Source organism: Pirellulaceae bacterium (assembly GCA_029243025.1).
GTDB lineage: Bacteria > Planctomycetota > Planctomycetia > Pirellulales > Pirellulaceae.
Genome location: JAQWSU010000045.1, coordinates 186,631 through 210,916 on the forward strand (window position 1 = coordinate 186,631; position 24,286 = coordinate 210,916).

The following is a 24,286-nucleotide window of genomic DNA, read 5'->3' on the forward strand; positions in this document are numbered from 1 at the left end:
AAAATACTCCATTTTTCCCGACAATCGTTACACTGAGAGTCTGGGGCCTCTTCTAGTGCTTGAAAGATGTCATGAATGAATCGCAGACACCACCACTCTCGGATTGAAAGCTTGGAAGCTCGTTGCCTCTTGGCAGCGGACCCAATCATCTCCGAATTCATGGCCAGCAATCGCGGTTCTCTCGTCGACACGTTTGGCGAAACGTCTGATTGGATTGAAATCTACAACGCCGGCGATGCAGCGGCCAATTTGGATGGTTGGTTTCTCACCGATGATCTGGAACAACGCGACAAATGGCAGTTCCCAGTCACGAGGCTAAATGCGGACGAACACTTGCTCGTCCATGCGTCGGGGCGAGACATTACGATCCCCGGCGTAGCACTTCACACCAATTTCCGTTTGTCAGCAGCGGGTGAATCACTGGCCCTGGTCAAATCAGATGGCAACACGATTGTGAGTCAGGTGACCTTCCCCAAACAACTACCAGACGTCTCTTACGGCGTGATACCCGACATTGTTTCGATCGACTTAGCGGGTCCCAACTCACCCCAACAAACGCTTGTTCCTCAGGATGATCAACTCGGGACCCGTTGGACCCGTCATGACGCAACGATCGATGAATCGTGGACGGTTGCCCTCCCCCCTGAGCCAGGAGCCCCTTGGGCCGTTGGATTTGACAGGGGAGCACGGCAACCCGACGAAGGAGCTTATGCGACAACCGTCTTGGCAGATCGTCCCACCGGATACTGGCAGTTGGAAGAATCTTCGGGGCGCGTTGCCGAAAACGTCGGCAGTACGGGACTTTTTCAAGCGGGGTTTCATCAACCACAGATCGAACAAGTGGCGGATGGTGTTTTGATCGGTCAGTTAGATCACGCGCTTCGATTCGAGTCGACGGAAGAACGCAAAGTCGACGTACCCTTTGATCACCAGCTCAACAACGAAAGTTTTACCGCCGAAGCTTGGGTTCAGATTGACGAGGGAAGCGGCTATCGGTCAGTTCTGACATCACGTGACGTTTCACCGCAAGCCGGATACATGCTTTACGCGGGATCTTCGAATCATTGGGAATTCTGGACCGGTGATGGCAAAGGATCTTGGAATATCCTCCGCGGTCCACAGATCGAAACAGCGAAATGGACTCACTTAGTAGGAACCTATGACCAGGAAACCAACCAGCAGGTGCTCTATGTAAATGGCGTCGAGGCAGATCGACTGAATGTTGAGTTCGCGCCCAACCGAGAAAATCCGTTACGTATCGGCGCTGGAGCCACCGAAGGAGAAGCCGACTTTTTCTTTACTGGAACGATCGATGAGGTAGCTGTTTACGACCGAGCCTTATCGCCCGGTCTGATTAGAGCTCATTTCGATCAAGGAAAACCACTACCCACCCAGCTGAGTGAACGAAATCTTCTCTTGGCGGAATTCTCCAATTCGGGACCATCTGCGTTAGGGGAAGATGCCACCCGCTTGGCCGTGGTGGGGAAAACATCTGAATTTGTCACCTACGCGAATCCCGATGGTCGTTTGTTGATCGATGGAGGTGGCAGTGGTAGCGCGGTGTTCTTGTCTCCCCTCTCAGAATTTAACTTTGAGCACCCAGTGGTAGTTCGCACCGAGGCACGCTGGGAGATAGGTGAGGCACCCGGTGCTGATGCGAACGCCAACTTTGGGCTTGTTGCTTTACACCGTCAGGGCACCGGAGCAAAAGGCGGTGATCGAAAAGGGGGGCTCTTTGCCCTGGCCCAGCCACTACAGAACGGTACGGTCGAGTTAAAGTTGGGCTTCCAAACGAATTCCACGGGGACGTTTCGAGACAGCTTCGTGGTGACTTCCAGCGATCAATTTGCTACCGCCATGGATCCCGGCCAACCCTTGCAACTGGAGCTTATTTTGGGCGGCGTTGAGGAAGCCGATCGAATCCGATTCCGAGTCGTGCAACAAGAACAGTCTGTCGAAATGAGTACAAGCGTTGGTGACTTTCGCCGATCGTTGATTAACGGCTCCTCGGTTCAATTGGCATTTGACCAGACGTTGGCCGAGATCCGGCAAGATCCGAGTTCGATGAATGTCGGCTTGATGCGGACACGCCCCACTGGGAACGCCAGCCAAAATGTGGCGGCCTACGACAGCTTTTCGGTTGCGCAACAGATACCTGTGGATGAATCGACGGTGGCGAATTATTCCAGTCAAATCCAGATCGATCTCGCGGGATCCATGCATGGCAAAAACGCAACTGCCTATGTTCGTTTACCATTCCAGACTGATCCAGACATTTCATTTCAGCAACTATCACTCTCGGCAAAATACGATGACGGCTTTGTGGCCTATCTAAACGGCCAAGAAATCGCGCGCAGAAATGCACCCGATTTGTTGAACTGGAACTCAGCTGCGACCGCAAGGCATCCTGACGCGTTGGCATTGGTTTCGGAAACGATCAATCTAACATCTCATCGAACCAAGCTACAGCCGGGCGAAAATGTGCTCGCCGTGCATGGACTCAATGCGGATGCGAATGACGTCGACTTTCTACTGGCGATGAAATTAGAGGGAAAACAATCGAACCTAGACCGTCATGAATTCGCTTATCTGGGCGGCCCATCCCCGGGGGCCGCTAATTCGATTGACGGGGTAACCCTCGGCCCAGTGATCGATCAAGTCCAACACCAACCATTAACTCCCACTCCAACACAACCGATCACAGTGACGGCAAAGCTCGCCACAGCACCTGATGAGTCCGATCTACTCACACTCTCCTACCGAGTGATGTATGAGTCAGAACAACAACTTCCCATGCGAGACGACGGCGTACTACCCGACACCTTGGCGGGAGACGGCATCTACACGGCAATGATCCCCAGCAGCGTGGCGAACCAGGGAGAAATGATCCGTTATTTCGTTTCGGCTCAGGACAAAATCGGAAATCGGTTCCGCTCACCCTACCTGCCAAATCCCGTGGAGACCGACGGCCAAGATCGTTACTACGGCACGGTGATTCGTGACGAAGCGATCGAGACACCGTTGCCCGTGTTTGAATGGTTCGTACCCGAACCACGTTGGCACGTTTCTGGCGGAGGCAACAACACGAAATGGTCAGAAGCATCCGTTTACTATGAGGGACGATTCTACGACAACGTGCAAGTACGTGCTCGTGGATTGACAACCATCAGCTGGACAAAACCAAAGTTCAAATTTGAGTTCAATGAGGGGAACTATTTCCACCACTCCGACGAGTTTGAGCCAGTCGAAGAATTCAATCTCCAATCGCATTATCGTGAGACGGGAGCCGTCTCCTATATGGGTGAAACGCTGGCGTTTGAGTGGCTACGTGAAATCGGGGTAGCAGCCCCCCTGGCCTTCCCCATGCATACACGCCAGAACGGCGATTTCTACAGCCTGGCATCTTTTGTCGAGCAAGTCGACGAAACCTTCCTGCGACGAAATGGCTTCGATCCTGAGGGATCCATGTACAAGGCAAATTCAGGCGCCGTCATGTCGACACTTCGCCCGAATCCTTCCCGAGCACACTACCTGAAAGCAACACGCAAAGACGAATCATTTGACGATCTGACCGCGTTGACCAACGGCATCAACAACCGTATCGATGGGGTCGATCGATCGACTTATATTTTTGATCACATCAATTTGCCTCAGGTCATCAACGATATGGCTGGCAACGTGATCATGCCCAATCATGATCGGCTGACCAAAAACTATTACATGTATCGCGACGTCAATGGCAGCAACCAATGGAGTCGTTTTCCCTGGGACATGGATCAAGCCTTTTCTCGCTTTACCGTCGACCACTTCTCCAGTGTGCTCTACGGTGATTCAGAACATCCCCAGTCCCCCAATCCGATCCATCAAAACCATCTTTACGACGCAATTCTGGACACCCCAGCCACAAGAGAAATGTACTTACGTCGCGTTCGCACGCTTGTGGACCAATACCTCAACACAGGCTACTTCGAACGGGGCGTGGATAAGTACTACAACCTGCTCACCGTTGACGCGGATCGAGATCATCTCAAATGGCGAGCTGGCAACATTCGCAGTGGAGTCAATCGCATCAAATCAAACGTGGCCTTTCGACAAAAACAATTAGAAGCAGAAGGCTTATTACCCGGAAATGAACCGATTACTGCCGACTTGGTTTTGCTCGACGAAAATGTGACTGTCGCTGCCATGGTGCCGCAAGATGATTCGTTGGGACAAAACTGGACAGGGGGTAACGAACCGTTCGATGAATCGACGTGGATCGTCGGGCCTTCGGGAGTGGGCTTCGACAACGGTCGAAATCCGATTTACGCACCCGACATTGGAGTTCGCCTAGAGCCCCGTGAAGTCTGCTCTCGCTGCACCTCCATCTTCGCTCGCTATCGTTTTCAGGTCGAAGATCCGACTGCCGTCAACAATCTGATCTTGCAAATGAAATTCGATGACGGGTTCCTAGCCTATCTCAATGGCGCACCGGTCTGGCAGGAAAATATTGAGGCGAATCCGGGCTGGGACGACCGAGCCAGCTCACCGGCCACTGAAACGACCGACTACCACGACTTTGACATTTCCGCCTTCCCAAACCTGTTGAAACCAGGAGAGAATATACTCGCAATTCATGCGATGAACGCTTCGACCTTCAGTAATGACATGCTACTGCGACCGCGATTACTTGCCGGTGAACAGCGCGTGTCAGAAGCAAAACTCAGCTTTGGGCAAGTGGAGTTCAATCCCGCGTCCGGAAATCAAGACGAGGAATACATCGAGCTCGTCAACGAAGGCAACTCATCCGTTGATCTTTCCGAATGGCAAATCAGCGGTGGTGTCGAATTTCGTTTTCAGCCCGGTACCGTAATCCCCGCAAACTCAACACTCTACATTTCTCCCAATCTCAACGCCTTTCACCGTCGTACGGAGGAGCCTCGCAGTGGCCAGCGGCGGTTTGTGCTCGGCAACTACCAAGGCCATCTGTCGAATTTCGGTGAACAGATCCAACTGATTAGTAATACCGGGGCCGTTGTCGCCACGCACTCCACACCTCAAGCGCCCTCGAACGTACAACGCTTCTTGCGGGTTAGTGAATTACATTACCATCCCTCACAGCTTTCAGATGCCGAATTTATTGAACTCACGAACATCAGCCAGGCCGATCAAGCCACCCTGCTGGACCTGAGCGGTGTGCAAATCAGTGAGGGGCCCAGCGAACCGTTTGTGTTCCCTCCGGGAACACGGCTTGAACCAGGTGAGAGTTGGCTAGTCGTCAAAGACACCAACGCTTTTGTGACTGCGTTCCCCACAGCCGACATTAACCGAATCGCTGGTAATTTCGTCGGACGCCTCAACAACCAAGGTGAGCGGATCAAAGTCGACGATGCAACGGGCAGTACTGTCTTGCAATTCACCTACCAAGATCAAGCTCCCTGGCCAAATCAAGCTGACGGTCAGGGCGCATCCTTGCAACTTGTTAACTTAACCAACGACCCAAATGACCCGAGCAACTGGCAGGCCATTCAACCAACCCCAGGATTGACCCAATCGATAACAGCAGACTTGAATCAAGACGGACAAGTCAATGAGGCTGATATCACTCGCATGTGCCATTTGATCACGACCACCGATCAAGCAGCTGACTTTAATGGCAATGGCTCCGTTGGCATGGAGGATGTGAGATTCTTCATTGAAACGGCCATGGGAACGGATGTGGGTGATGCAAACCTTGATGGACGCTTTGATTCCGCTGATTTTGTGTTGGTGTTTCAGGCAGGTGAATATGAAGATCAAACCATCGGCAACTCAACTTGGTCGGAAGGTGATTGGAATTGCGACGGTGACTTTGCTACCGAGGACTTGGTGTTTGCCTTCCAAGCGGGTGGCTTTTCATTAGCTGCCCAACCTCAACTGCCAATACCAGCAGCAATTGCTGCGGCCCGACTGCGGAGTGAACAAAACGCTCGCGATCCATTGAATGAGGGGCAACAACAACCAAACGTCACAACAGCAGATACGCAAAGCCCATCAGCCTTGCGAGTACGCGAAATGGTTTTTTTGGACTGGGGCTTGCAAGCATCGGAGGATCGAAAACGCACCCTCATTGGCAGAGCCAATCAAAGACTGGCGACCTCGACAACGAGCACGCACGATCTCTTGCTCCAAGAAGTCGACGATCATCATTTTGATAGGTCCACTGATTGAGCGGCGTTAAGCGGCGTGACTTGCCACCGCCCGGTCGGACAGCCAGAGAACGAAACCAAGTTGGATAAACATGACCTCGTAGGAATCGACGGCATGCCTCCTGCCGGCGTTCCCGTGCAGACACTCTATTGATGGCTGATAGCGGAAATCCGACAACGATTACGATACTTAACGATCACGCCGTAGAAACCCTTAATTTCAAACAATTTAATTTTTTTTCCTGGGCTTGGCAACTAATCCCACTATGCTGAATCAACAGGCGAAGGCGGATCGAAGATAAATGAGACGCTGATAACGAAACACGCACCAAGAAACGTGTTTCGTTTCAAAACCACATAAACATGGCAGCGAAACCCGCACAGAGTTTCGACTGATGCGTTTTCACCTTTCAAACGTGTAGCCGAGAGTAACAATGTTGCGCCGAAAAAAAAACTCACTCATCACACTATCGTTGTGCCTAATGAGTTTCTATTACTGGCCAGGCGAGGCAGATGGCCAGTCCGTTGCCCGTCAATGGAATCAAGCACTCTTAGATGCAATCCGCATTGACTTCCCTGCACCAACCGTACACTCCCGAAATCTCTATCACACTTCGTCAGCAATGTACGATGCTTGGGCCACCTATGACCATGTGGCTCAAGGCCATTTCTTCACCGAGAAACACAACTCACCGGATCCCCAGAGTGCCCGCGAAGAATCGATTAGTTTTGCCGCCTACCGGGTGCTCTCACACCGTTATGCACTCGCGTTGGAACCCACGACGTCACAACAACATTTTGCCAATTTGATGACGAGACTCGGGTTTGACCCCTCTAACACATCGACCATCGGGAATAGCCCCTCGGCCATTGGCAATCGAATCGCCGCAATTGTTATCCAAAAAACAATCAATGACGGTTGTAACGAAACTGATCCCATCAATGCCTACCGAGACAACACCGGCTATGTTCAATCGAGTACCGCGATGCTTGTTGACTACCCGTCTGTCTACGACGGAAATCTTAATGAAATCGATCCAAATCGGTGGCAACCACTTCTTGTTGATTCACTCGTCTCGCATAACGGCGGTCCGCTGGAAGCCCGCTTGCAAGAATATATCGGCCCCCATTGGGGCCAGGTGGCAACGTTTGCACTGGGGCGTGAGCATCCGACCGGCACGAATCGTTGGTCAACCATTGACCCGGGGCCACCACCCCAATTCGGTGGAGACGATCATCAAACCTATGTTGATAACGTGTTGGAATTGATCCGCTACAGTCGAAGTCTCGACCCTAATCAGGGTCCGGGCGCTAAGCCGATTAACACTTCACCTGCAGTTAATGGAAATCGTCCGCTTGGAACTAACACAGGCGTGGGACATGCCGTCAATCCCACCACAGGAAAGCCCTACCCTGCCAACTACGTCAAAACAGCGGACTACGGCCGGGTGTTGGCAGAGTTCTGGGCTGATGGACCCGGTTCAGAAACGCCCCCGGGACATTGGAACGTCATTGCAAATGACGTCTCTGATCATCCATCGCTTGTGAAGCGTATTGGCGGATCAGGGCCGGTTGTCGACGACCTCGAATGGGACACAAAATTATATTTTACGCTCAACGGGGGTACCCATGATGCGGCGGTCGCCGCCTGGGGCACAAAACGACAGTATGACTATGCACGACCAATCACAATGATTCGTTACCTAGCGGCGCTGGGGCAATCGACGGATCCTTCACTCCCCTCTTACCATCCGGACGGATTGCCATTAGAGACTGGCCTGGTTGAAATGATTACCGCCGACTCCATAGCGCCCGGTGGTCGGCATCACAATGCCTTCATCAATGCCAATCTTACCAGCGACGGCGTGGTCCAAAACTTTGTGTCACTCGACCAGATCGTCGGTAAATTAGCCATCAACGCTTGGAATCACAAACCGACTTCCCTAGAAAATGGAAACAGTGGAACCGATTGGATCCTCGCCGAGAATTGGGTGCCCTACCAGAATGACGACTTTGTGACTCCCGCATTTGCCTCCTATGTCTCGGGGCACAGCACTTTCAGTCGTGCGGCTGCAGAAGTATTGACGCGGTTCACTGGTGATGCTTACTTCCCCGACGGCTTGGCCGAAGCTACCTTCACGCCCGAATTTCTTGACTTTGAAGCCGGCCCCAGTGAGCCAGTCACGCTCCAGTGGGCAACCTACTACGATGCGGCTGACGAAGCCGGTATTTCCCGCCTCTGGGGAGGAATTCATGTACCGGAAGATGATTTTGCCGGGCGAATCATGGGCCAAGTGATTGGCAATGACAGCTTCAACCTGGCACTCCAACATTTCCATGGCGTCCCGGAACCTTCCTCCTACCTCCTGCTGTTGAGCTCACTTCTGTTCGCACTCAAGATCAAGCGAAACGGAGGCCGAAATCTCAGAATTCTCGACCAACTTTTGCGCCTCGCCGCCCCACGACACTAGAAAATCCGCGACGACGATCTTATTCTTGGATGCTCGAAATAACGACATTGTGTTATTTTTTTCACACCTTGCTAAACCTCAATAAACGAGGTGTGTGGACTTCGATGAACACGTCCATCGATACCAACAGATAGCAACTGGATGCGAGGCTTCACGGCGGCCAACGGACAGAAATTGCCTGACGAAACGGATCTGCAGTACTTGACATTGGCCTGAATGGTCTGCACCATAAAATCGTTTCGTCAAGCAGACAATCAATGTGCGCTGGGTTCGTCCGTGTTCAACGAAGGAATTGAGTGCATTGGCCAGGAGGAATGGAAATCGTGGAATTATTCGAGAAGCCCTCTTTTGAAGCGGATATGACACTGACCACGATTCTGATTCGAGACGACTATTCCGATTCATGCTTTGAAGGTGAAGTACCAGGATACGGTCACGTTTAGCTGACCTACCGGGCGCAATCCGGGAACCAAACTGGCCGGTGATTTTACTGGCAACGGTCGTGGACTACTGGAAGACGGTACACTCATCTCTGGAACCGTGCGGGGAATCTGGCAGCGAGCTGGTTCAGTCATGAAACTGTTCACACTGACCGACAATTCCAATGTCACGCAAACGTTCCAGGTCATCGAAGTTGACCTTGTCGCCAAGACGGCTCACGCGATTGAATCACGCCGACCTGATCGCGATTGACCACCACGTCACCTCAGCCTCGCAAATTACAGCTTCTATGATCTTATTCTTTGGATGCGAGGCTTGCTGGATCACAGCCGTGCTGAAACATCGGTAAAACAGCAACTACGACTTGTTGAAAGAAACACAGCATTCATTGACGGAAAGTGATTTGCGCGTAATCGACTGCCCATCTTTCACCGGATCGGACAAGCCAACGGCCCGGATTCCCAGGAAACTTTCAGCAAAGAAACCCGGTTCGTCCAAGGGAGACACTGGGTGGCAGCACCGTTGTCAGCTTTCCCCTGTGGAATGAGTGCCCCGTTACGGATTGACCGATTTCTCATCGACGCGCTGCTCCGGAAAAGGAGTCGCGGAAACTCGCTCCGCCCATTCGGCCCACTTGCCTTTCAACAACGCGACTTTCTCAGGTTCGTTTGCGGCCAGGTTACGGGTCTCACTGCGATCGTCGCTGAGATTGTACAGCTCCCAGGTTTTGTCTGATCGGTCATTACCGGTGACCAGCTTCCAATGGCCGTCACGGACAGCCGAGTGATTTTCGTGTTGCCAAAAGATCGTTCGTTTCTTGGCTGGCGCGTTTGGATTCTTAATAAAAGGTAGCATGCTAATACCTTCCATCGGCGGAATCGCTTTTCCTTGGTACCTCTTCGGATACTCCGCCTCGGCAATATCGCAAAGCGTTGGCATCACGTCGATTAAGTGGAAAAATTCCTTCGATGAGATGGAGCCAGGTCGATTGATTCCGGCTGGCCAATGGAGAATAAACGGACTCGCAATGCCGCCTTCATGAACAAACTTCTTGAACTTCCGCAGCGGCGTATTTGAGTAGGCTGCCCAGCACTGGCCCTGCGAGATTGACCAACCGCTCTTATTGCGCCACTCTTGGTAGTTATCCGATCGGTAATCATATCGGTTCCAGCCAGATTTCACGTGGTCGTCCCGGCCCTTCTTCCAATTCATACCAAAAAGCCCCATTTCTCCGGAACAGCCGTTGTCGGAAATGAAAGCGATCACGGTGTTGTCGAAGATCCCCTGCTGCTTTAAGTGAGTTATCAACCGGCCGATATTCTGATCCAGATTGTCGATTTGGCCAGCGTACATCGCTCGGCGAAAGTCCATTTCTCTTTGATCTTCCGGGGAGAGCGATTCCCAGGCAGGAAGGCTTTCGGTTTCGACACCGACCTCGCTGAAGCCAGGAACTTTGTCGTTACGGAATCCTTTGACCTCGGGCAGTTGTTGGTTCTGTGAAACCAGCCCCATCCGTTTCATTCGTTCGAGCTTCTCCTTGCGAAGCACATCCCAGCCCCTCATGTATCGACCTCGGTACTTATCGATCAAGTCGTCAGGCGTTTCGAGTGGAAAGTGCGGGACGTTGTAACAGAGATGCAGCAGGAATGGCTGGGACGAACTGTTCGTCGCCTGACTAATGTAATCGAGCGCAACATCAGTGAAGAAATCGGTTGTGTAAAATTCGGCTTCCGGACGATAGGGATTGGTAGGATTTTCTTGAGCTTCGATAAACAGCTGCTTGTCACGGTAGATATCGCAGCCTTTGAGTACTTTCCAGTAGCTATCGACGTGGGAATAGATCCCGGTGAACTTCTGGAAGCCGCGGACTTCCGGGCGGGCGATCAAATCCGTATGCCCCACGTGCCATTTCCCTGACATCATCGTTTGGTAACCGGCGTCTTGCAAAACTTCCGCAAAGGTCACGCACTCCTCGATCAGATTTGGACGATAACCGTGACCGTAGTCACGATAAGCCATAAAGCCGATTCCTGTCTGATGCGGATAGAGCCCTGTCAGCAGACTTGCCCGTGACGGACAGCAGCGAGAGGTATTGTAGAACTGCGTGAAACGAACGCCGCCCTCGGCAAGTCGATCAAGGTTCGGGGTATCGATTTCACCGCCATAGCAGCCGAGATCAGAATAGCCCAAATCATCCACCAAAATGGTAATGATATTTGGGCGTTGAGACTCAGCAAACGAGGGTTGAACCATGGTGAGAAATGCGGCGGCAACAATGCATAACGCTGAAATTCTATATTTTCGAATCATCATGAATATCCGTGTTCTGAAGCGATGCTATGAAGCGAAAAGCATTCCACGTCGTCTATGGATTCTCAAATTCTGTCATCAATTCGAGTATCCCCACACAAGCATTTTCGCGGGGCGTCATTCGCACGCGAATCGCGTCGCAGTCGACAGGCCCTGCCGGGTGGACAACGTTGTATTGATTTGCACGCGTTCCGTACTCGTCCGTCACATACAGTTGGAACGGCTTCCACTTCCCATTCTCTTCGACTTCCAGCGACCATTGAGCCGGAAATTTCACATCGAATTGGTCCTGCATCCAATAAACGCCAACACTTCGCAGACTCTTGGTTTCCTCGAATCGAGCTTCGATCCATTGGGGCTTTCCTCGCTGCGGACGACTGGTCCAACGGGCAACTTTTCTGCCGCTGGAATAGTGCGGTTCCTTCCTGTCACCAATGGCAGTGACGGTGTCTTCGTCAAACGTGTGCGAGGCAGTGACTTTCGAGAAAATGCTCTCCTTGGGCAATCGATGTGGGTCAAATACCGCCAGCTCTTGATCACGAGGAAACCAAACGGTCATCGAACTGACACCCCGATTGTTCCACGCGTAGTAGGGAATCAAGTTCAACGGTAAATCTTTCACCGACGCGTCTGCCGTGACCGTCTCGGCATCGACTCTTACTTGTAGGAACGACCCTGAGTCAATCTTATTTGTCGTCACGCTCGCATTTTCAAGATCGGGAGTCTTTGAGAAAAAGAAACGTTGTGTCGCACCACCGTTATCGACACCCTCCGCACACAGGACAAAAGGGCCGCGTGTCAGTGCAATGCGTTGCACATTTGCCTTCACCGAGGGATGACAATCGTTGATACGGACCTGCATCGGCAGAATCAACCGCACGCGATCGCCCGCTTTCCATTGCCGGTCGATGGCCACGAAGCCCTTCTCGATCTGCATTGGAATCTCTTCGCCGTTGACAGTCAGTTTAACGGGCTCAGCAGACGGACCCATATAACGGTATAACTCCCCCGGCACAAAACGCTCGCCTGTCCAGGTCGGTATCCTTAACAGCATGCGAAACCGCTGAGGCTTATCGGGATTCACGACCACGCTGATTTCGCCATCATTCGGATAAGCCGTCAGCTGCTCAAGTCCAATCTTCACCTCGTCCAACAGAATCTCCGTGCGACTCTCGGCGTAGAACGTGATGTAGATGTCCCGATCATCATGGGCATAAGTCATACCGGGCACCTGCGGCAACAGACGAGCCATGTTCGACGGACAGCAAGCCGTACCAAACCACGGAGCTCGCCCGGCAGTACCGTGATTGAACGGATGCTTGCCGTCCGCGTCCAGCGGGTTGACGTAGAAGAAACGATTGCCTGCAAGGTTCACCGCAGCAAGCACATTATTCAGTAATGCAACCTCTGCAACATCCAAATACTTGGCGTCTTTGTGCAACAGAAACATGCGGTAGTTGAAAAGCACATTGCCCACTGCGGCGCAGGTTTCATTGAAAGCGTCCGCATTGGGAAGTTCGTACTGAGGCCCAAAACCCTCGATCCCATGAACCGCACCGAGCCCACCGGTGATATGCATCCGCGTATTGGTAATGTTTCCCCAGATTTGATCAAGCGTCTCGCCATAACCGGCCTCTCCGGTCAGCGTTCCAACATCGGCCATCGCCGAGTAAAGGTATGTCGCGCGTACCGCATGACCGACGGCTTCTTTCTGCTGCATGACAGGCGCATGCTGTTGAGCGTAGGTGGGTGCCATCACGCCTTCACCCTGCGGAACGTACGTTACGCCGCGTATTTCAAGAAACTTTCTCGCCATGTCAAGGTAGAGCTGCTTTCCGGTTACCCGATGCAGCTTGACCAAAGCTAATTCCAGTTCCTGATGACCAGGTGCCTGGCGGATCGGCTTGCCCTGATTGTATTTTGGATCGCCAACAAAGAAGACTTGATTGATGTGCTGAGCATTCTTTTCAGCGACATCGAGTAATCGCCGTTTTCCTGTAGCTTGATAGTAAGCGATCGCTGCCTCGTAAAGATGCCCGACGTTGTAGAGCTCGTGACTATGAACGACAAACGTAAATGGCGAGTCCCCCATCATGTGTTGTTTTTTACCCACACGCGTTGTGTGCGAGGGATAAAGATATCCGTTTCCCTCTTGCGCGGCCTCGATCAGCGTCGCCAGTTCGTCAAGCTTTGCTTCCAGATCCAGATCTCGACGCAACTGCAACAAATAAGCCGCACCCTCCATCACCTTATACAGATCGGAGTCAATAAACCGGTGTGGCCGATGCCCTTTCAATTCCTTGCCCGCGAGAAAATCGCGGGCAGCTTGAAGGTGTTCGACCCCCGGTTGAGTGCGTTCAAACGCAAAGGGCACAAGCGTCTTACGTTGCGTCTCCAACCGTGGACGCCAAAAATCACTCGTCATTTCCACTCGATTGAACGGCACCGGCTGCAAAGGATAGTCAGCAACTGCCAAATCCACCGTCACTTGAAGACAAAGAGGCAAAACAAGGATTGCCAAAACCCCAATCTTCATCGCTATCGCCCCCAAAACAGGCCCGGAAGGGATTTAAACACAGCGGATTTTAACATAATCAATTTATCCGTGGTTTTTTTTGCAATCAACAAATGGTTTTTCTAGAATCGCGGCAATCGTCTTAGTTTGTTAATTTCTAGGCTTTGCCAGACAAACCATCGGAGCACAACATGAGGACACACGCTTTCCTAATCAAGATTCTTTCGTTACTAATACTAACCGCCTCTTTGTCATCTTTGGACGCAGGTCAAAACTTCACCGACTTTGGCGATGATCATCTCTGGAGCAATCCAGACAATTGGTCCACCGGTGTCGTTCCTGATGACTCCCTTACCCACCCAAGCGAGGTCGATCCAAAATGGCATACGGATATTCAGATGGTGTCGGATGACACCACTCTTTTGATCGATTCAACGGTCGACGCCAATGTTTTCAGCTTACACGTAGGCGCGTTTGGGGGTGATAACCGACTCGAAATGACCGGGGGTTCATTAACAGTTGGCAATTGGGCCTTGAACGTCGGTCGAGGCGGAAATCGTGCCAATCATGAAGGCTCATTTGGCCATATGATCATGTCCGGTGGAACCATCAACGCTCCTTTCGTGGTGGTACCCGAACAGTTTGTTGGTAGCGACGACGATCAAGTACAAAAGGGAGAGGTATCGATGAGCGGAGGCACCATCAACGCGAACTGGCTTCGTGTTGGCGGAAAGATTGGCGAAGGATCGATGTCGCTGAGCGGCACGGCAGAAATCAATCTCTCAAGTCACCTAGATATGAACCCGGATAACACAGGAAAAGCTGCGATCGACCTAAGTGACGAAGCCATTGTGAATATTTCCGGCGCTCGGAATTTCAACAAGTATCAAGCCTACATCGACGAAGGTTGGTTGACTGCCAATGGAGGTTCGACATCCGCAATTCTTAGCGAAACAGACAATGGACTCAGCATTAGCGCTGGTTCCGCGGTGGCCGGTGATTTTGATAATGACGGCGCTTGCACCGTCGCGGACATCGACATTTTACAGACCGCGATTCGCTTGAATGATGAACAAAGCCCATATGATCTGGATCAAAATGGAACGGTAGATTTGCAAGACCTGGAATACATGATTCACGAAATCAAGAATACATGGCTTGGAGACGCCAACCTGGATGGGGAATTCGATTCGTCGGATCTTGTTAACGTTTTTCAAACAGGCGAATACGAAGATGACATCGAGTTCAACTCAACGTGGGCAACTGGCGACTGGACCGCCGACGGCGAATTCTCATCAGCTGACTTTGTTGCTGCCTTCAGTGACGGTGGGTATGAAATGGGAGTGAGGACAGCCGTTCAAGCAGTTCCCGAACCCAACTCGCTCGTATTGTTTTGTACAGCTTTGTTGGCCGCATGCTTGAAGTTGAATCGGATGCCGCGTTCGTCAAGGTCTTAACCATTCGCCTGATGCCAATCCGGCCAACCGCTTCGTCTCACCAGACCGCTAGAGCAAACTTTGCGACAGAAGGCTCATCCAATAGCAGCAGTCTGACGAATGCTGTTTTCCGCAGATGACCGGAGCACGTCACACTCGTTTCTATCAAAACGCCCTCATCGATGACGGAGGGCGTTTTTCGATCAGGAAACGATAACGTTTTACCCATGACATGGGTTCGGGATTCAGACGTCTACCAAAGTTGATAGACGCTTCATGGCGATTCCTCATCCCGGTATTGCCCTAAGCCATCCGAACTCCAACGATAATAAGTTTCTTCCCCAGTGATGGCTTTCATCGCACGCTCAAATGGCTGATTGAGCCCGTAGGGAATACCTCGCAATTCTTTTACGTTCATCTGGGCGGCCGCACCTCGTAATGCTGCCAGGGCGGGCTGGAGTGCGTTGTTGGCAGATGGAGGCTGCGTGTCGAGAATACATGAAGCCCTCACTCGGGCAGCTGGAACCGGATGGTTCAACGCAGCGATGATCGCTGGAAGCCCCGCTTCATAGCGGCCGAGGTTAAAAAGGCCGTCGGCCGCAGTTGTTGAAACACTGACCGATTCGTCCTTCGTGGCATCCAACAAACCGGCAATGACATCGGTATCGTTGGACCGAAGAGTCACCAACCCAAGCACGGCCCAAAAGCGGACGGCTGCATCAGCATCTTTCATCCGGTCAAGCAGCCGAGGAATTGCCGTTTTGCCCTGGATCTGCAGGTCAGCCGTGTCGAGGATCTGCTCGTAGTTTTCCAGAGACTGACCCAAATCCCAGTGCGATGCGTGGGATACCGCCCGTTGCAACGTTTCAGACTCCTCGATCAAGGCCAGGTCGCGGGTTTCGAGCATCCAATCGTGAAGCCGCTTCCGCATCTTTTCCGCGACTTCTGCATAACGAGGATCATCGATCACGTTATGAATCATGTGAGGATCGTATTGGGAATCATACAGCTCCTCCAAGGGCTTAAAACGTCGGTTAAGCATCGCCTGCGGTCCGGTTAGCTCACCCTGTCTCGCGAGCTCAACCCATCTCTTTAAAACCGGAGCGTTAAATTCATAATCTTCGTATGGTTTGAAAGGCAGGTGAGAGAAAAAGTTACGTTGATAACGAAATCGATTGTCACGCACGCTGCGAACCATTTCATAGCGGCTATCTAAGCGATCTCTCATACCAATCAAGAAGTCGTGATAGTCAATTTCACCGGGCCCCGTCTGACACAGCAAGGGCTGGCCATCCATCCAGCTAGGCGTTTCTAAATCAGCCATTGCCAGGACAGATGGTCCGAGATCCATTAGTGTCACCAGACCGTCAATCGTCGATCCAGGATTTGCTGGCGCCAAGTGCTGATATCCCTTCGGAAATCGAACGATCAGTGGAACATGCGTGCCCTGCTCCCAGGCGTTGTGTTTTCCTCGCGGCATGCCAACACCATGATCGGCCCAGACGAAAACAATGGTGTCTTCCCAGAGTCCGTCATCTTTCAACTGTTGGATGATTTCACCGGCCTGATAGTCCACCTGAGTGACCGCGTCGTAGTAGCGCGACCACGCCTTGCGAAATACAGGCACGTCGGGATGATAGGGAGGAATCGGAGCCTTCGCAGGATCGTGAAAATCTTCCGACTTAAGTCGATCCAATCGCTGCTGAACGATCCCATCTTCAGAGATCTTTGTGATGCTGGAATGGCAGGCTCCAAAATTGAAGACGGCAAAGAACGGCTGCTCTTTGTCAGGCCGATTCCTCCAATGGGCTTTCTTCGAACTTTCGTGCCAACGATCACCTCCAATGTTGTAATCCTTCTTAGCGTTGTTGCTGGTGTAATAACCCGCTTCACGCATCAGATTCGGAAGCATTTCGACAAACGCAGGTGGTTGTCCCACATTGCTGCGATGATGTTGCGTTCCCAATGAAGTTGGATACATACCGGTGATGATGCTCGAACGAGACACCGAACAAACGGGCGCAATTGAATGTGCCTTGGTATAGCGAATACTCATGTCCGCGAGCTGATCGAATACGGGAGTGCGCGCGTATTCGTCGCCATAACAGCCCATCATCGGCGTGATATCTTCGAGTGAAATCCAAACAATGTTGGGGCGGGCAGAGCGTTCTTCGGCAGCAAGCGTGATACCCCACAAAACAGACAACAGGGAGGTCGCGATTGTCAAAATGAATTTCGACATTTGTATTTAGCCCGCCTTTGCGGCATCAAAAGGGTAGGGAGCAGTTATCGGAAAGCAGGTTCAACCATTTGCGAATTGAGTTCGTTCCAATCGTTAACCAGTTCATCGAGTCGTTCAGGCTGACTCGCTGACAAATCATGTTGTTCCGAAATATCTTTGGACAGATCAAAGAGTTTCCATTGTTTGCTCGGAAACTGCCGAACAATCTTCAGGTCGCCTTTACGCAGGGCCCGCTTCTCGCCTTGGCGCCAATAGAGGCTCGAATGGGGATCCCCCTGCGCTTCACCTGTGAGATAGGGCAAAAGGTTAACGCTATCCAGCTTCGCTTTCTGGGGGAGGGGAAGCTCCGCCGCCGCAGAGAGGGTTGCAAACAGATCCGTGCTGATCACAGGCCGGTTATACGTTTTCCCGGCAGGCAATCTGCCAGGCCAACGCACCATCATCGGAACGCGAATGCCGCCTTCATACATTTGCCCTTTTTCTCCCCGAAGAGGCAGGTTGCTGCTCGTCAGTTCTCGAGTTGGGCCACCATTGTCACTGAGAAAAACAAGAATCGTGTCCTGCTCGAGGCCCAAGCGACGAAGTTTGTCGGTAATCGCTCCAACGCTGTCATCAAGATTCGCAAGCATGGCAGCAAAGATACGTCGCTGTACATCTTCGATCTGTTCAAATTTTTTCATGTACTGATCGGCGGCCTGGAGAGGACTGTGGACCGCGTTGTAGGCGAGCAAGAGGAAGAACGGTTTGTCTTGTTGTCGGTCGATGAAATCGACTGCTTCACGTGTCAGGGCATCCGTCAGATATTCCTCTTCGTTAATGGGTTGGCTTCCGCGTACGATCGGATTGTTGGCGTCGTAATCCGGTTCGCTGTATTTCATGTGCGTGCTGTAGGTGACCTTTCCAAACGTTCGGCGTCCCTTGCCACCGCCAGGCAAAGTTGCGCGACGCAACCACGTCGTCACGCCCTTCCAAGGTTCGGGGACGAAGTAATGTCCCTCGTGAGTGAACCCGAAAAATTCGTCGAAGCCACGACGCATGGGGTGATAATGGGCCGATCCACCCAAATGCCATTTACCGAACAGTCCTGTGACATAGCCATTGCTTGTCAGCGCATCGGCCAGCGTTTTTTCTTTCAGTGGAAGTCCCTTTTCGGGGTCTTCGTTTTTCGCACCAGTGGGATTGAACTCATGGCCAAAGCGAGTGCCGAAACGACCAGTCAGAATCCCCGCTCGCGACGGACTGCAATTTGGTGCGGTGACATAGCCCGAAGTAAAACGAACCCCTGCCCCCGCAATCGCATCGATATGAGGTGTCGGGATTTGTGGATTCCCCTGGCAGCCAAGCTCTCCGTAGCCTAAGTCGTCGGCCAGCAGAATGATCAAGTTGGGCATCTGGGACACACGCTGATTGCTTGTATCGGGCTGATTCGATTCTTGGGCGGCGACTGCGGCAGGGAAAATCAGCAGCAATACCACAAAACCAGGGAGTTGTTGTTTTGACATATTGAAATCATTCGTCGTTGAAAAGCCATCATTTACGAATTCGTAAAAATGTCAGTGGATCCGTCGAGGGTCAAAAGCAAACGCGGCGGAGGCACGCGATCCTGGAACCGGGATAGATCTTATGCCATTTATCGAGCGTCCGCCTTGAGTTGCTGGAAACGTTGACGCATCTCGCCAAGCTTTTTCGCGTAGTCGGGGTTTTTCGCGAGGTCAGTCTCCTCACGTGGGTCCTTCTGTAAATCGAACAATTGCTCGACGTCGTGATCCGGCCAATACATATATTTAAACTCTTTGCGCACGAGTGCTTCGGAGGCGGGAATAAAATCCGCATTTCGAAACGTCGGATGCTCGTAAAAGAATTCCGTGCGCCACTGCGGTTTCTGCTGGGCGAGATAGAGTGGTGCGATGTCGCGTCCTTGCATCCGTTCCGGGCTTGAAATACCGGCGGCGTTGAGGATTGTTGGGGCAAGGTCGACGCTGAGCGTGAAGTCGTCATTCGTCGCACCCTGTTGGGATTTTTCCATCCGTGGATCTCGTATGATCAGCGGCACGCGAATGCTTTCCTGATGGGGATACCACTTGTCCGCCAGGCCATGCTCACCATGATAGTAGCCGTTGTCTGTCGTGAAGATCACGAGTGTCTTATCGAGCACGCCCTGCTGTCTGAGTTCGTCCAGCACGGCGCCACAAGTCGAGTCAACCTCGCTCGCCATACGGTAATAGTTTTTCATCATCCTTTGGTACTTGTCGGGATCATCGAAACGCCAGTGCCAGCGATTACGGCCTTCATTTTTCTCGTCGAAAAATTCCGGCAGACGCTCCCAAGAAGCCTCGGTTGCGTTGGGCGGAACAGGAATCGCAACATCCTTGTACCGCTGCATCGATTCGGGTTGAGGCAGGAACTGGTCCTTGTGCTGGTCCTCTGCGTGAGTCGCGAAAAACGCGACTGTCAGATAGAAAGGCTTGTCTTGGGGTCGCGTCTTGAGGAACTGGAGTGCATCCCGTTCGTTGCGTTGAGTCACGTGGATCTTACCGCCCGGACTGTTCTTGTCTTGGTACCAATGTCGGCCGTGATAAACCGTGGAAAAATCCCACTTATCCTTCGGGAACGGTGCGTTGTGCCACTTCCCCACATGCCCAAGGTAATAGCCGTTTTCACGTAGTAAACCTGGATAGGTTTCCTCCCACGGAGTCTTCCACATGATAAACCGGTCAGCCCCGTGCCGTGACATCCACTGACCAGTATAAAGATTGGCTCGGCTAATCCCACAAATCGAGGTGGTGACGCAGTTGTGAGTAAACCGCATACCCTGTTCGGCGAGTGCATCAAGCGTCGGTGTCTCGACGACTGGATTTCCCGCGCAGCCAAGCGTGTCATGCCGCCAATCGTCCGCGTAGAGCACAACAATGTTCATCGGATCGGCAGCTTGGCTCAACCCGGTCAGCAGACTCATGCTGAGAAAAGAAACATTCGCAATCAACTTCAATGAAGGTTTTATGTTGATCATAGTTATCTCTTGTGATCTCTCTATTCTTTTGGAAGATTTGCTTCGCACTGTTTCAATTTCCGCTCACAACCATGCGAGCAAATTCGCCCATTTTGCTCAGCAACGCCGCTGAATTCTATTCCCTGGATCCTGTCGACCTTTCTCGCTGCGGCTTGAGGAACAACGCGTCCAACTGCTCGAGCGTAAGCCTTTCTTGCGGCTGTTCCAAAACAGTCGGATTGTAGTTTTCATCCGCTTTAATTTCCTCAAGTCCAACCTTCAAACGATGAACGATATCCGGGTGTTTCCGGTAAAGGTTGTCGGCTTCGCCCAAGTCGACTTCCAAGTTGTAGAGTTGAGCTGGGGGCGCTCCGACTTGCGGTTTCGGCCAAGGGCGTTTCTTGATAAATTCTCCATAACCACAATCCCCCTGACCTTCGATCAGCTTCCATTTGCCAGCCCGAATCGAGATGGCTCCCGTCCCACCACTCGACAAAACCACAGGGCGTTCGGGGTGCGGCAACGCTTGCCCGAGCAAAGCAGGAAGTACATTGTAGCTGTCCGGAGCCGTACCCGTCGGTAAATCCTTGCCGACGATCGCCGCAAAGGTGGCCAACATGTCGGTCGTAGAAATAATTTCCTGGGAACGAATCCCTGACCTGATTTTGCTGGGCCACTTTGCCAAGAATGGAACTCGAATCCCGCCTTCGACCAGATCCCCCTTGCCGCCACGCAGGACAGAACCGCAGGGCTGATGACCGTTGAAGTTCCGAGTGTACCCACCGTTATCACTTGTAAAAATGACGAGTGTGTTTTCAGCCAGGCCCAGACGATCGATCGTTTGAAGAATCACACCAACCGACCAGTCCAATTCGTGAATCACGTCACCGTAAGGGCCTGCCTGGCTTGTTCCTTGAAAGCGGGTATTCGGCCAGTGGGTTTGGCCTTTTACACTGCGAGAACCGATATGTGGTTGCGTCGGGGTGTAGCAGAGGAAAAATGGTTGCTGCCGTTTTGCGAGACTCTCCAGTTGTGAAACCAGCGTATCCGCAAATCGATCGATCAGTTCTTCGTCCGTCCAGCGAGCTCCCTCACCACCCTCCATCTTTCCGTAGTTCTTCGACTCGAGTTTACCGATTGGGCTGTCGGCACGGAGTCCCGCCACGCGGCGATTGTTAATGAAGACATAAGGCGGAAAGCTGTTGGCCACGGGGATCACGTAAGAGTACTCAAAGCCATTCTCAAACGGACCAGGTTTCAGCTCGCCATTCCAATCCGGCCCGCCTGCTCGCGTCTCCCAATAATTCGGAGCCAAATCGCCACGATTATCTTCAAAGCCTTTCTCTTGGCCATAACCGAGATGCCACTTGCCAACGATCGACGTCGAATAACCAACCGACTTCAAAAAGGAAGCGATGGTCACTCGATCTTTTTCGATCAACAACGGAGCATTGGTACTGAGGGCACTGTATTTACACCACGATCGCCAAGGATGACGGCCGGTCATCCATCCATATCGGGTTGGTGTACAGGTTGAGGCTCCGCAGTGTCCATCCGTAAAGAGGATTCCCTCTTGAGCCAGTCGATCAATGTTGGGTGTTTTGATTTTCGTAGCGCCATAACATCCAAGGTCTCCATACCCCATGTCATCCGCCAAAATAAAAATGATGTTGGGCGGTTCTGTCTGCCCAGTTTCTCGCTCAATGCCTACGATGGTTGCCGTGTTCAGGAGCAACAGAGTGACCGTCAAGCCCGCTGCATTCAGTTGGTCGATCATCGGATGGTCCTGTGTGCTCTTAGCTTATTGCGTAAATCCTTCGGCAACCCCAACTCATGGAGACGGTTGGTGAATCTCGCTGCCTTCAGCCTTGGAGGACTCGAAGGGATGTGAGTTTAATGTCAGTACGAGAGAATGGATATCTGCAACGGCCGAGCCTGGTAGATCACTCGCTTGCAAGGTCAGGATGCCCGGACCTTGCTTTAGCTTAATCGTGCCAAGATTAAGAGGCTTGAAATCTTTCACAAATGATTCCGAAGCTCGAGCAGTACGGTCAAATTCTTCGCCGACCAGCGGTGGATCAAATGCCTCCTCAACCTGGGCGCGACCGTTACCACCGGTCGACATCTTGATGTGGATTGTTGACCCGACATTCTTTGGCGCACAGGTATAATAGGCGACTGCTTGGTAACTCCCTGCCGTCCCGACATTCACGTCCCAGGTGATGCGATCTTCGCTGCTCGTCCAATTCGTGAAAAAAGAATGATTCGGTGCCCTATTGCTTCTCTGGATATTCCCTACGTAATTCCCATCTCGGGCAGGCAGCGTGGTGATCGGGCCATAACCGACATGAAAAGGACGTGCCTTACTAGCTTGTAACTGTGGCACCATCTCCCGGGAAAAATCGGCTGCAACTTTCTTGAGTTCACGAGTCAACTCAGGAAACTGTTCCGACACATCCGCACGCTGTCCTGGGTCGACCTCCATATCGTAGAGACAGGCGTCACTGTCGAGCCGATATTGTTGGGTGCGCACACTGACTTCGGCCGTGTTGCCTTTCCTACCTCGCTTAATAGAGATCAACATCCGCTCTGGCCAGTCTTGAGTTTTCCCAAGAAGCAAAGACTTGATGCTGATGCCGTCCAATGTTTTTTTGCCCACGGGCTCGATGCCGGCCATATCCGCCAAGGTCGGCAAAAGATCGATAGCCCCGGCAATTTCCCGTACCTTTTCCCCGGCAGGGATATGCCCAGGCCAGCGTGCCAAGAAGGGCACGCGTACACCGCCTTCATCGATCGCTCCTTTCCGACCCTTCATCCCATCATTCCACCGGTTAGAGTTGGGACCATTATCAGAAAAATAGAGCACAATCGTGTTTTCAGCGATCCCCAGTTCGTCCAATTTCTCGAGTACGCGTCCCACATTCCAGTCGATGTTTTCGCACATCGCCAGCGCTGCCCTGGTCTTAGGCACATCCTCTTTTTCTGGATCGCGATGCTTGAGCTTCAATCGCTTGTCTGCGAACTTGTCATAAAAACGGTCAGGCACCTGCATCGGTGAGTGCGGAGTATTGTAGGGCAGATAGCAGAAGAATGGCTGGTTGCGATTTGCTTCGATAAATTCGAGCGCATGCGTGGTGAAGTCATCAACGATATAACCCTCACCTCTAACCGGCTTACGGTTTTTGTCCATTGGCGCGTCAAAATACAAACCCCAGTGGCCTGAAGTAAAGCCGTAGAATTCATCAAAGCCTCGATCATTGGGATGCAAAGGCGGCTGAGTTCCGTTGTGCCATTTCCCAAACGCGCCCGTCGCGTATCCTGCCGACTTGAATGTATCGGCGATCGTACTCTCATCAGCATTTAGCCTGCCTTCTCCCCGGCTGACACCACTTACTCCTGTCCTAGGATAGTAGCGCCCAGTAAGAAACTCCGCACGGGTAGGTGCACACACATTACAGACATAAAATCGATCCAGGATGGTGCCATCTTTCGCCAGGGAATCGATATTTGGTGTGCTAATATTGAGATTCCCATTTGCACTCAGGTCCCCCCAGCCCTGGTCGTCGGCCAAAAAGACAATCACGTTCGGTCGCTCTACTGCGGTTGCGGAGAGGGCAAAAAGCGAGACGAATCCAAGAACATAAACCCGAAGCATCTGCAACTCCCATGGCTTGATGAATGGTTTCACAGTGGATCGTCTACCGGGAGCAAATCT

The 24,286-nt window shown here is 52.1% G+C and carries 11 protein-coding genes; 4 read left to right on the forward strand and 7 right to left on the reverse strand.

Annotated features, from left to right (window positions below; all coding sequences use genetic code 11):
- The first annotated feature begins 75 nt into the window (after positions 1 to 75).
- The 3 genes from P8N76_19720 to P8N76_19730 all read left to right on the forward strand — a co-directional run bounded on the left by P8N76_19720 (position 76) and on the right by P8N76_19730 (position 9,081).
- Entirely contained in the window at positions 76 to 6,189 is a 6,114-nt protein-coding gene (locus P8N76_19720) for a lamin tail domain-containing protein (protein ID MDG2383911.1), read from the forward strand.
- A gap of 412 nt (positions 6,190 to 6,601) precedes the next feature.
- Positions 6,602 to 8,638, forward strand: coding sequence for a vanadium-dependent haloperoxidase (locus tag P8N76_19725; GenBank protein MDG2383912.1), 2,037 nt, complete (start codon positions 6,602 to 6,604; stop codon positions 8,636 to 8,638).
- Positions 8,639 to 8,934: 296 nt separating this feature from the next.
- Positions 8,935 to 9,081 (forward strand): hypothetical protein, encoded by a 147-nt coding sequence (locus P8N76_19730; GenBank protein ID MDG2383913.1) that lies wholly within the window; start codon positions 8,935 to 8,937, stop codon positions 9,079 to 9,081.
- Positions 9,082 to 9,634: 553 nt separating this feature from the next.
- Here the strand turns inward: P8N76_19730 and P8N76_19735 are convergent.
- Both P8N76_19735 and P8N76_19740 read right to left on the reverse strand, forming a co-directional pair.
- Positions 9,635 to 11,392: an arylsulfatase gene (locus P8N76_19735; GenBank protein ID MDG2383914.1), complete on the reverse strand. Its 1,758-nt coding sequence runs from the start codon at positions 11,390 to 11,392 to the stop codon at positions 9,635 to 9,637.
- Positions 11,393 to 11,444: 52 nt separating this feature from the next.
- Positions 11,445 to 13,925: a glycoside hydrolase family 127 protein gene (locus P8N76_19740; protein ID MDG2383915.1), complete on the reverse strand. Its 2,481-nt coding sequence runs from the start codon at positions 13,923 to 13,925 to the stop codon at positions 11,445 to 11,447.
- Positions 13,926 to 14,095: 170 nt separating this feature from the next.
- Here P8N76_19740 and P8N76_19745 point away from each other — a divergent pair, with 170 nt between their 5' ends.
- A complete protein-coding gene (locus P8N76_19745) occupies positions 14,096 to 15,361 on the forward strand; it encodes a hypothetical protein (GenBank protein MDG2383916.1) in 1,266 nt (421 codons plus the stop codon).
- A gap of 253 nt (positions 15,362 to 15,614) precedes the next feature.
- Here the strand turns inward: P8N76_19745 and P8N76_19750 are convergent, their stop codons facing one another.
- The 5 genes from P8N76_19750 to P8N76_19770 form a co-directional block, all read right to left on the reverse strand.
- Complete coding sequence (locus P8N76_19750; GenBank protein ID MDG2383917.1) at positions 15,615 to 17,582, reverse strand: sulfatase-like hydrolase/transferase; 1,968 nt, start codon at positions 17,580 to 17,582, stop codon at positions 15,615 to 15,617.
- A gap of 44 nt (positions 17,583 to 17,626) precedes the next feature.
- Positions 17,627 to 19,084 carry a sulfatase gene (locus tag P8N76_19755; GenBank protein MDG2383918.1) on the reverse strand — a complete coding sequence of 486 codons (1,458 nt, stop codon included), beginning with the start codon at positions 19,082 to 19,084 and terminating at the stop codon, positions 17,627 to 17,629.
- A gap of 128 nt (positions 19,085 to 19,212) precedes the next feature.
- On the reverse strand, positions 19,213 to 20,538 hold the full coding sequence (locus P8N76_19760; protein ID MDG2383919.1) for a sulfatase: 1,326 nt from the start codon (positions 20,536 to 20,538) through the stop codon (positions 19,213 to 19,215).
- A gap of 169 nt (positions 20,539 to 20,707) precedes the next feature.
- Complete coding sequence (locus P8N76_19765) at positions 20,708 to 22,348, reverse strand: arylsulfatase (GenBank protein ID MDG2383920.1); 1,641 nt, start codon at positions 22,346 to 22,348, stop codon at positions 20,708 to 20,710.
- 54 nt (positions 22,349 to 22,402) lie between these two features.
- Positions 22,403 to 24,226, reverse strand: a complete 1,824-nt coding sequence (locus P8N76_19770) for an arylsulfatase (GenBank protein ID MDG2383921.1) — start codon at positions 24,224 to 24,226, stop codon at positions 22,403 to 22,405.
- Positions 24,227 to 24,286: the final 60 nt, after the last annotated feature.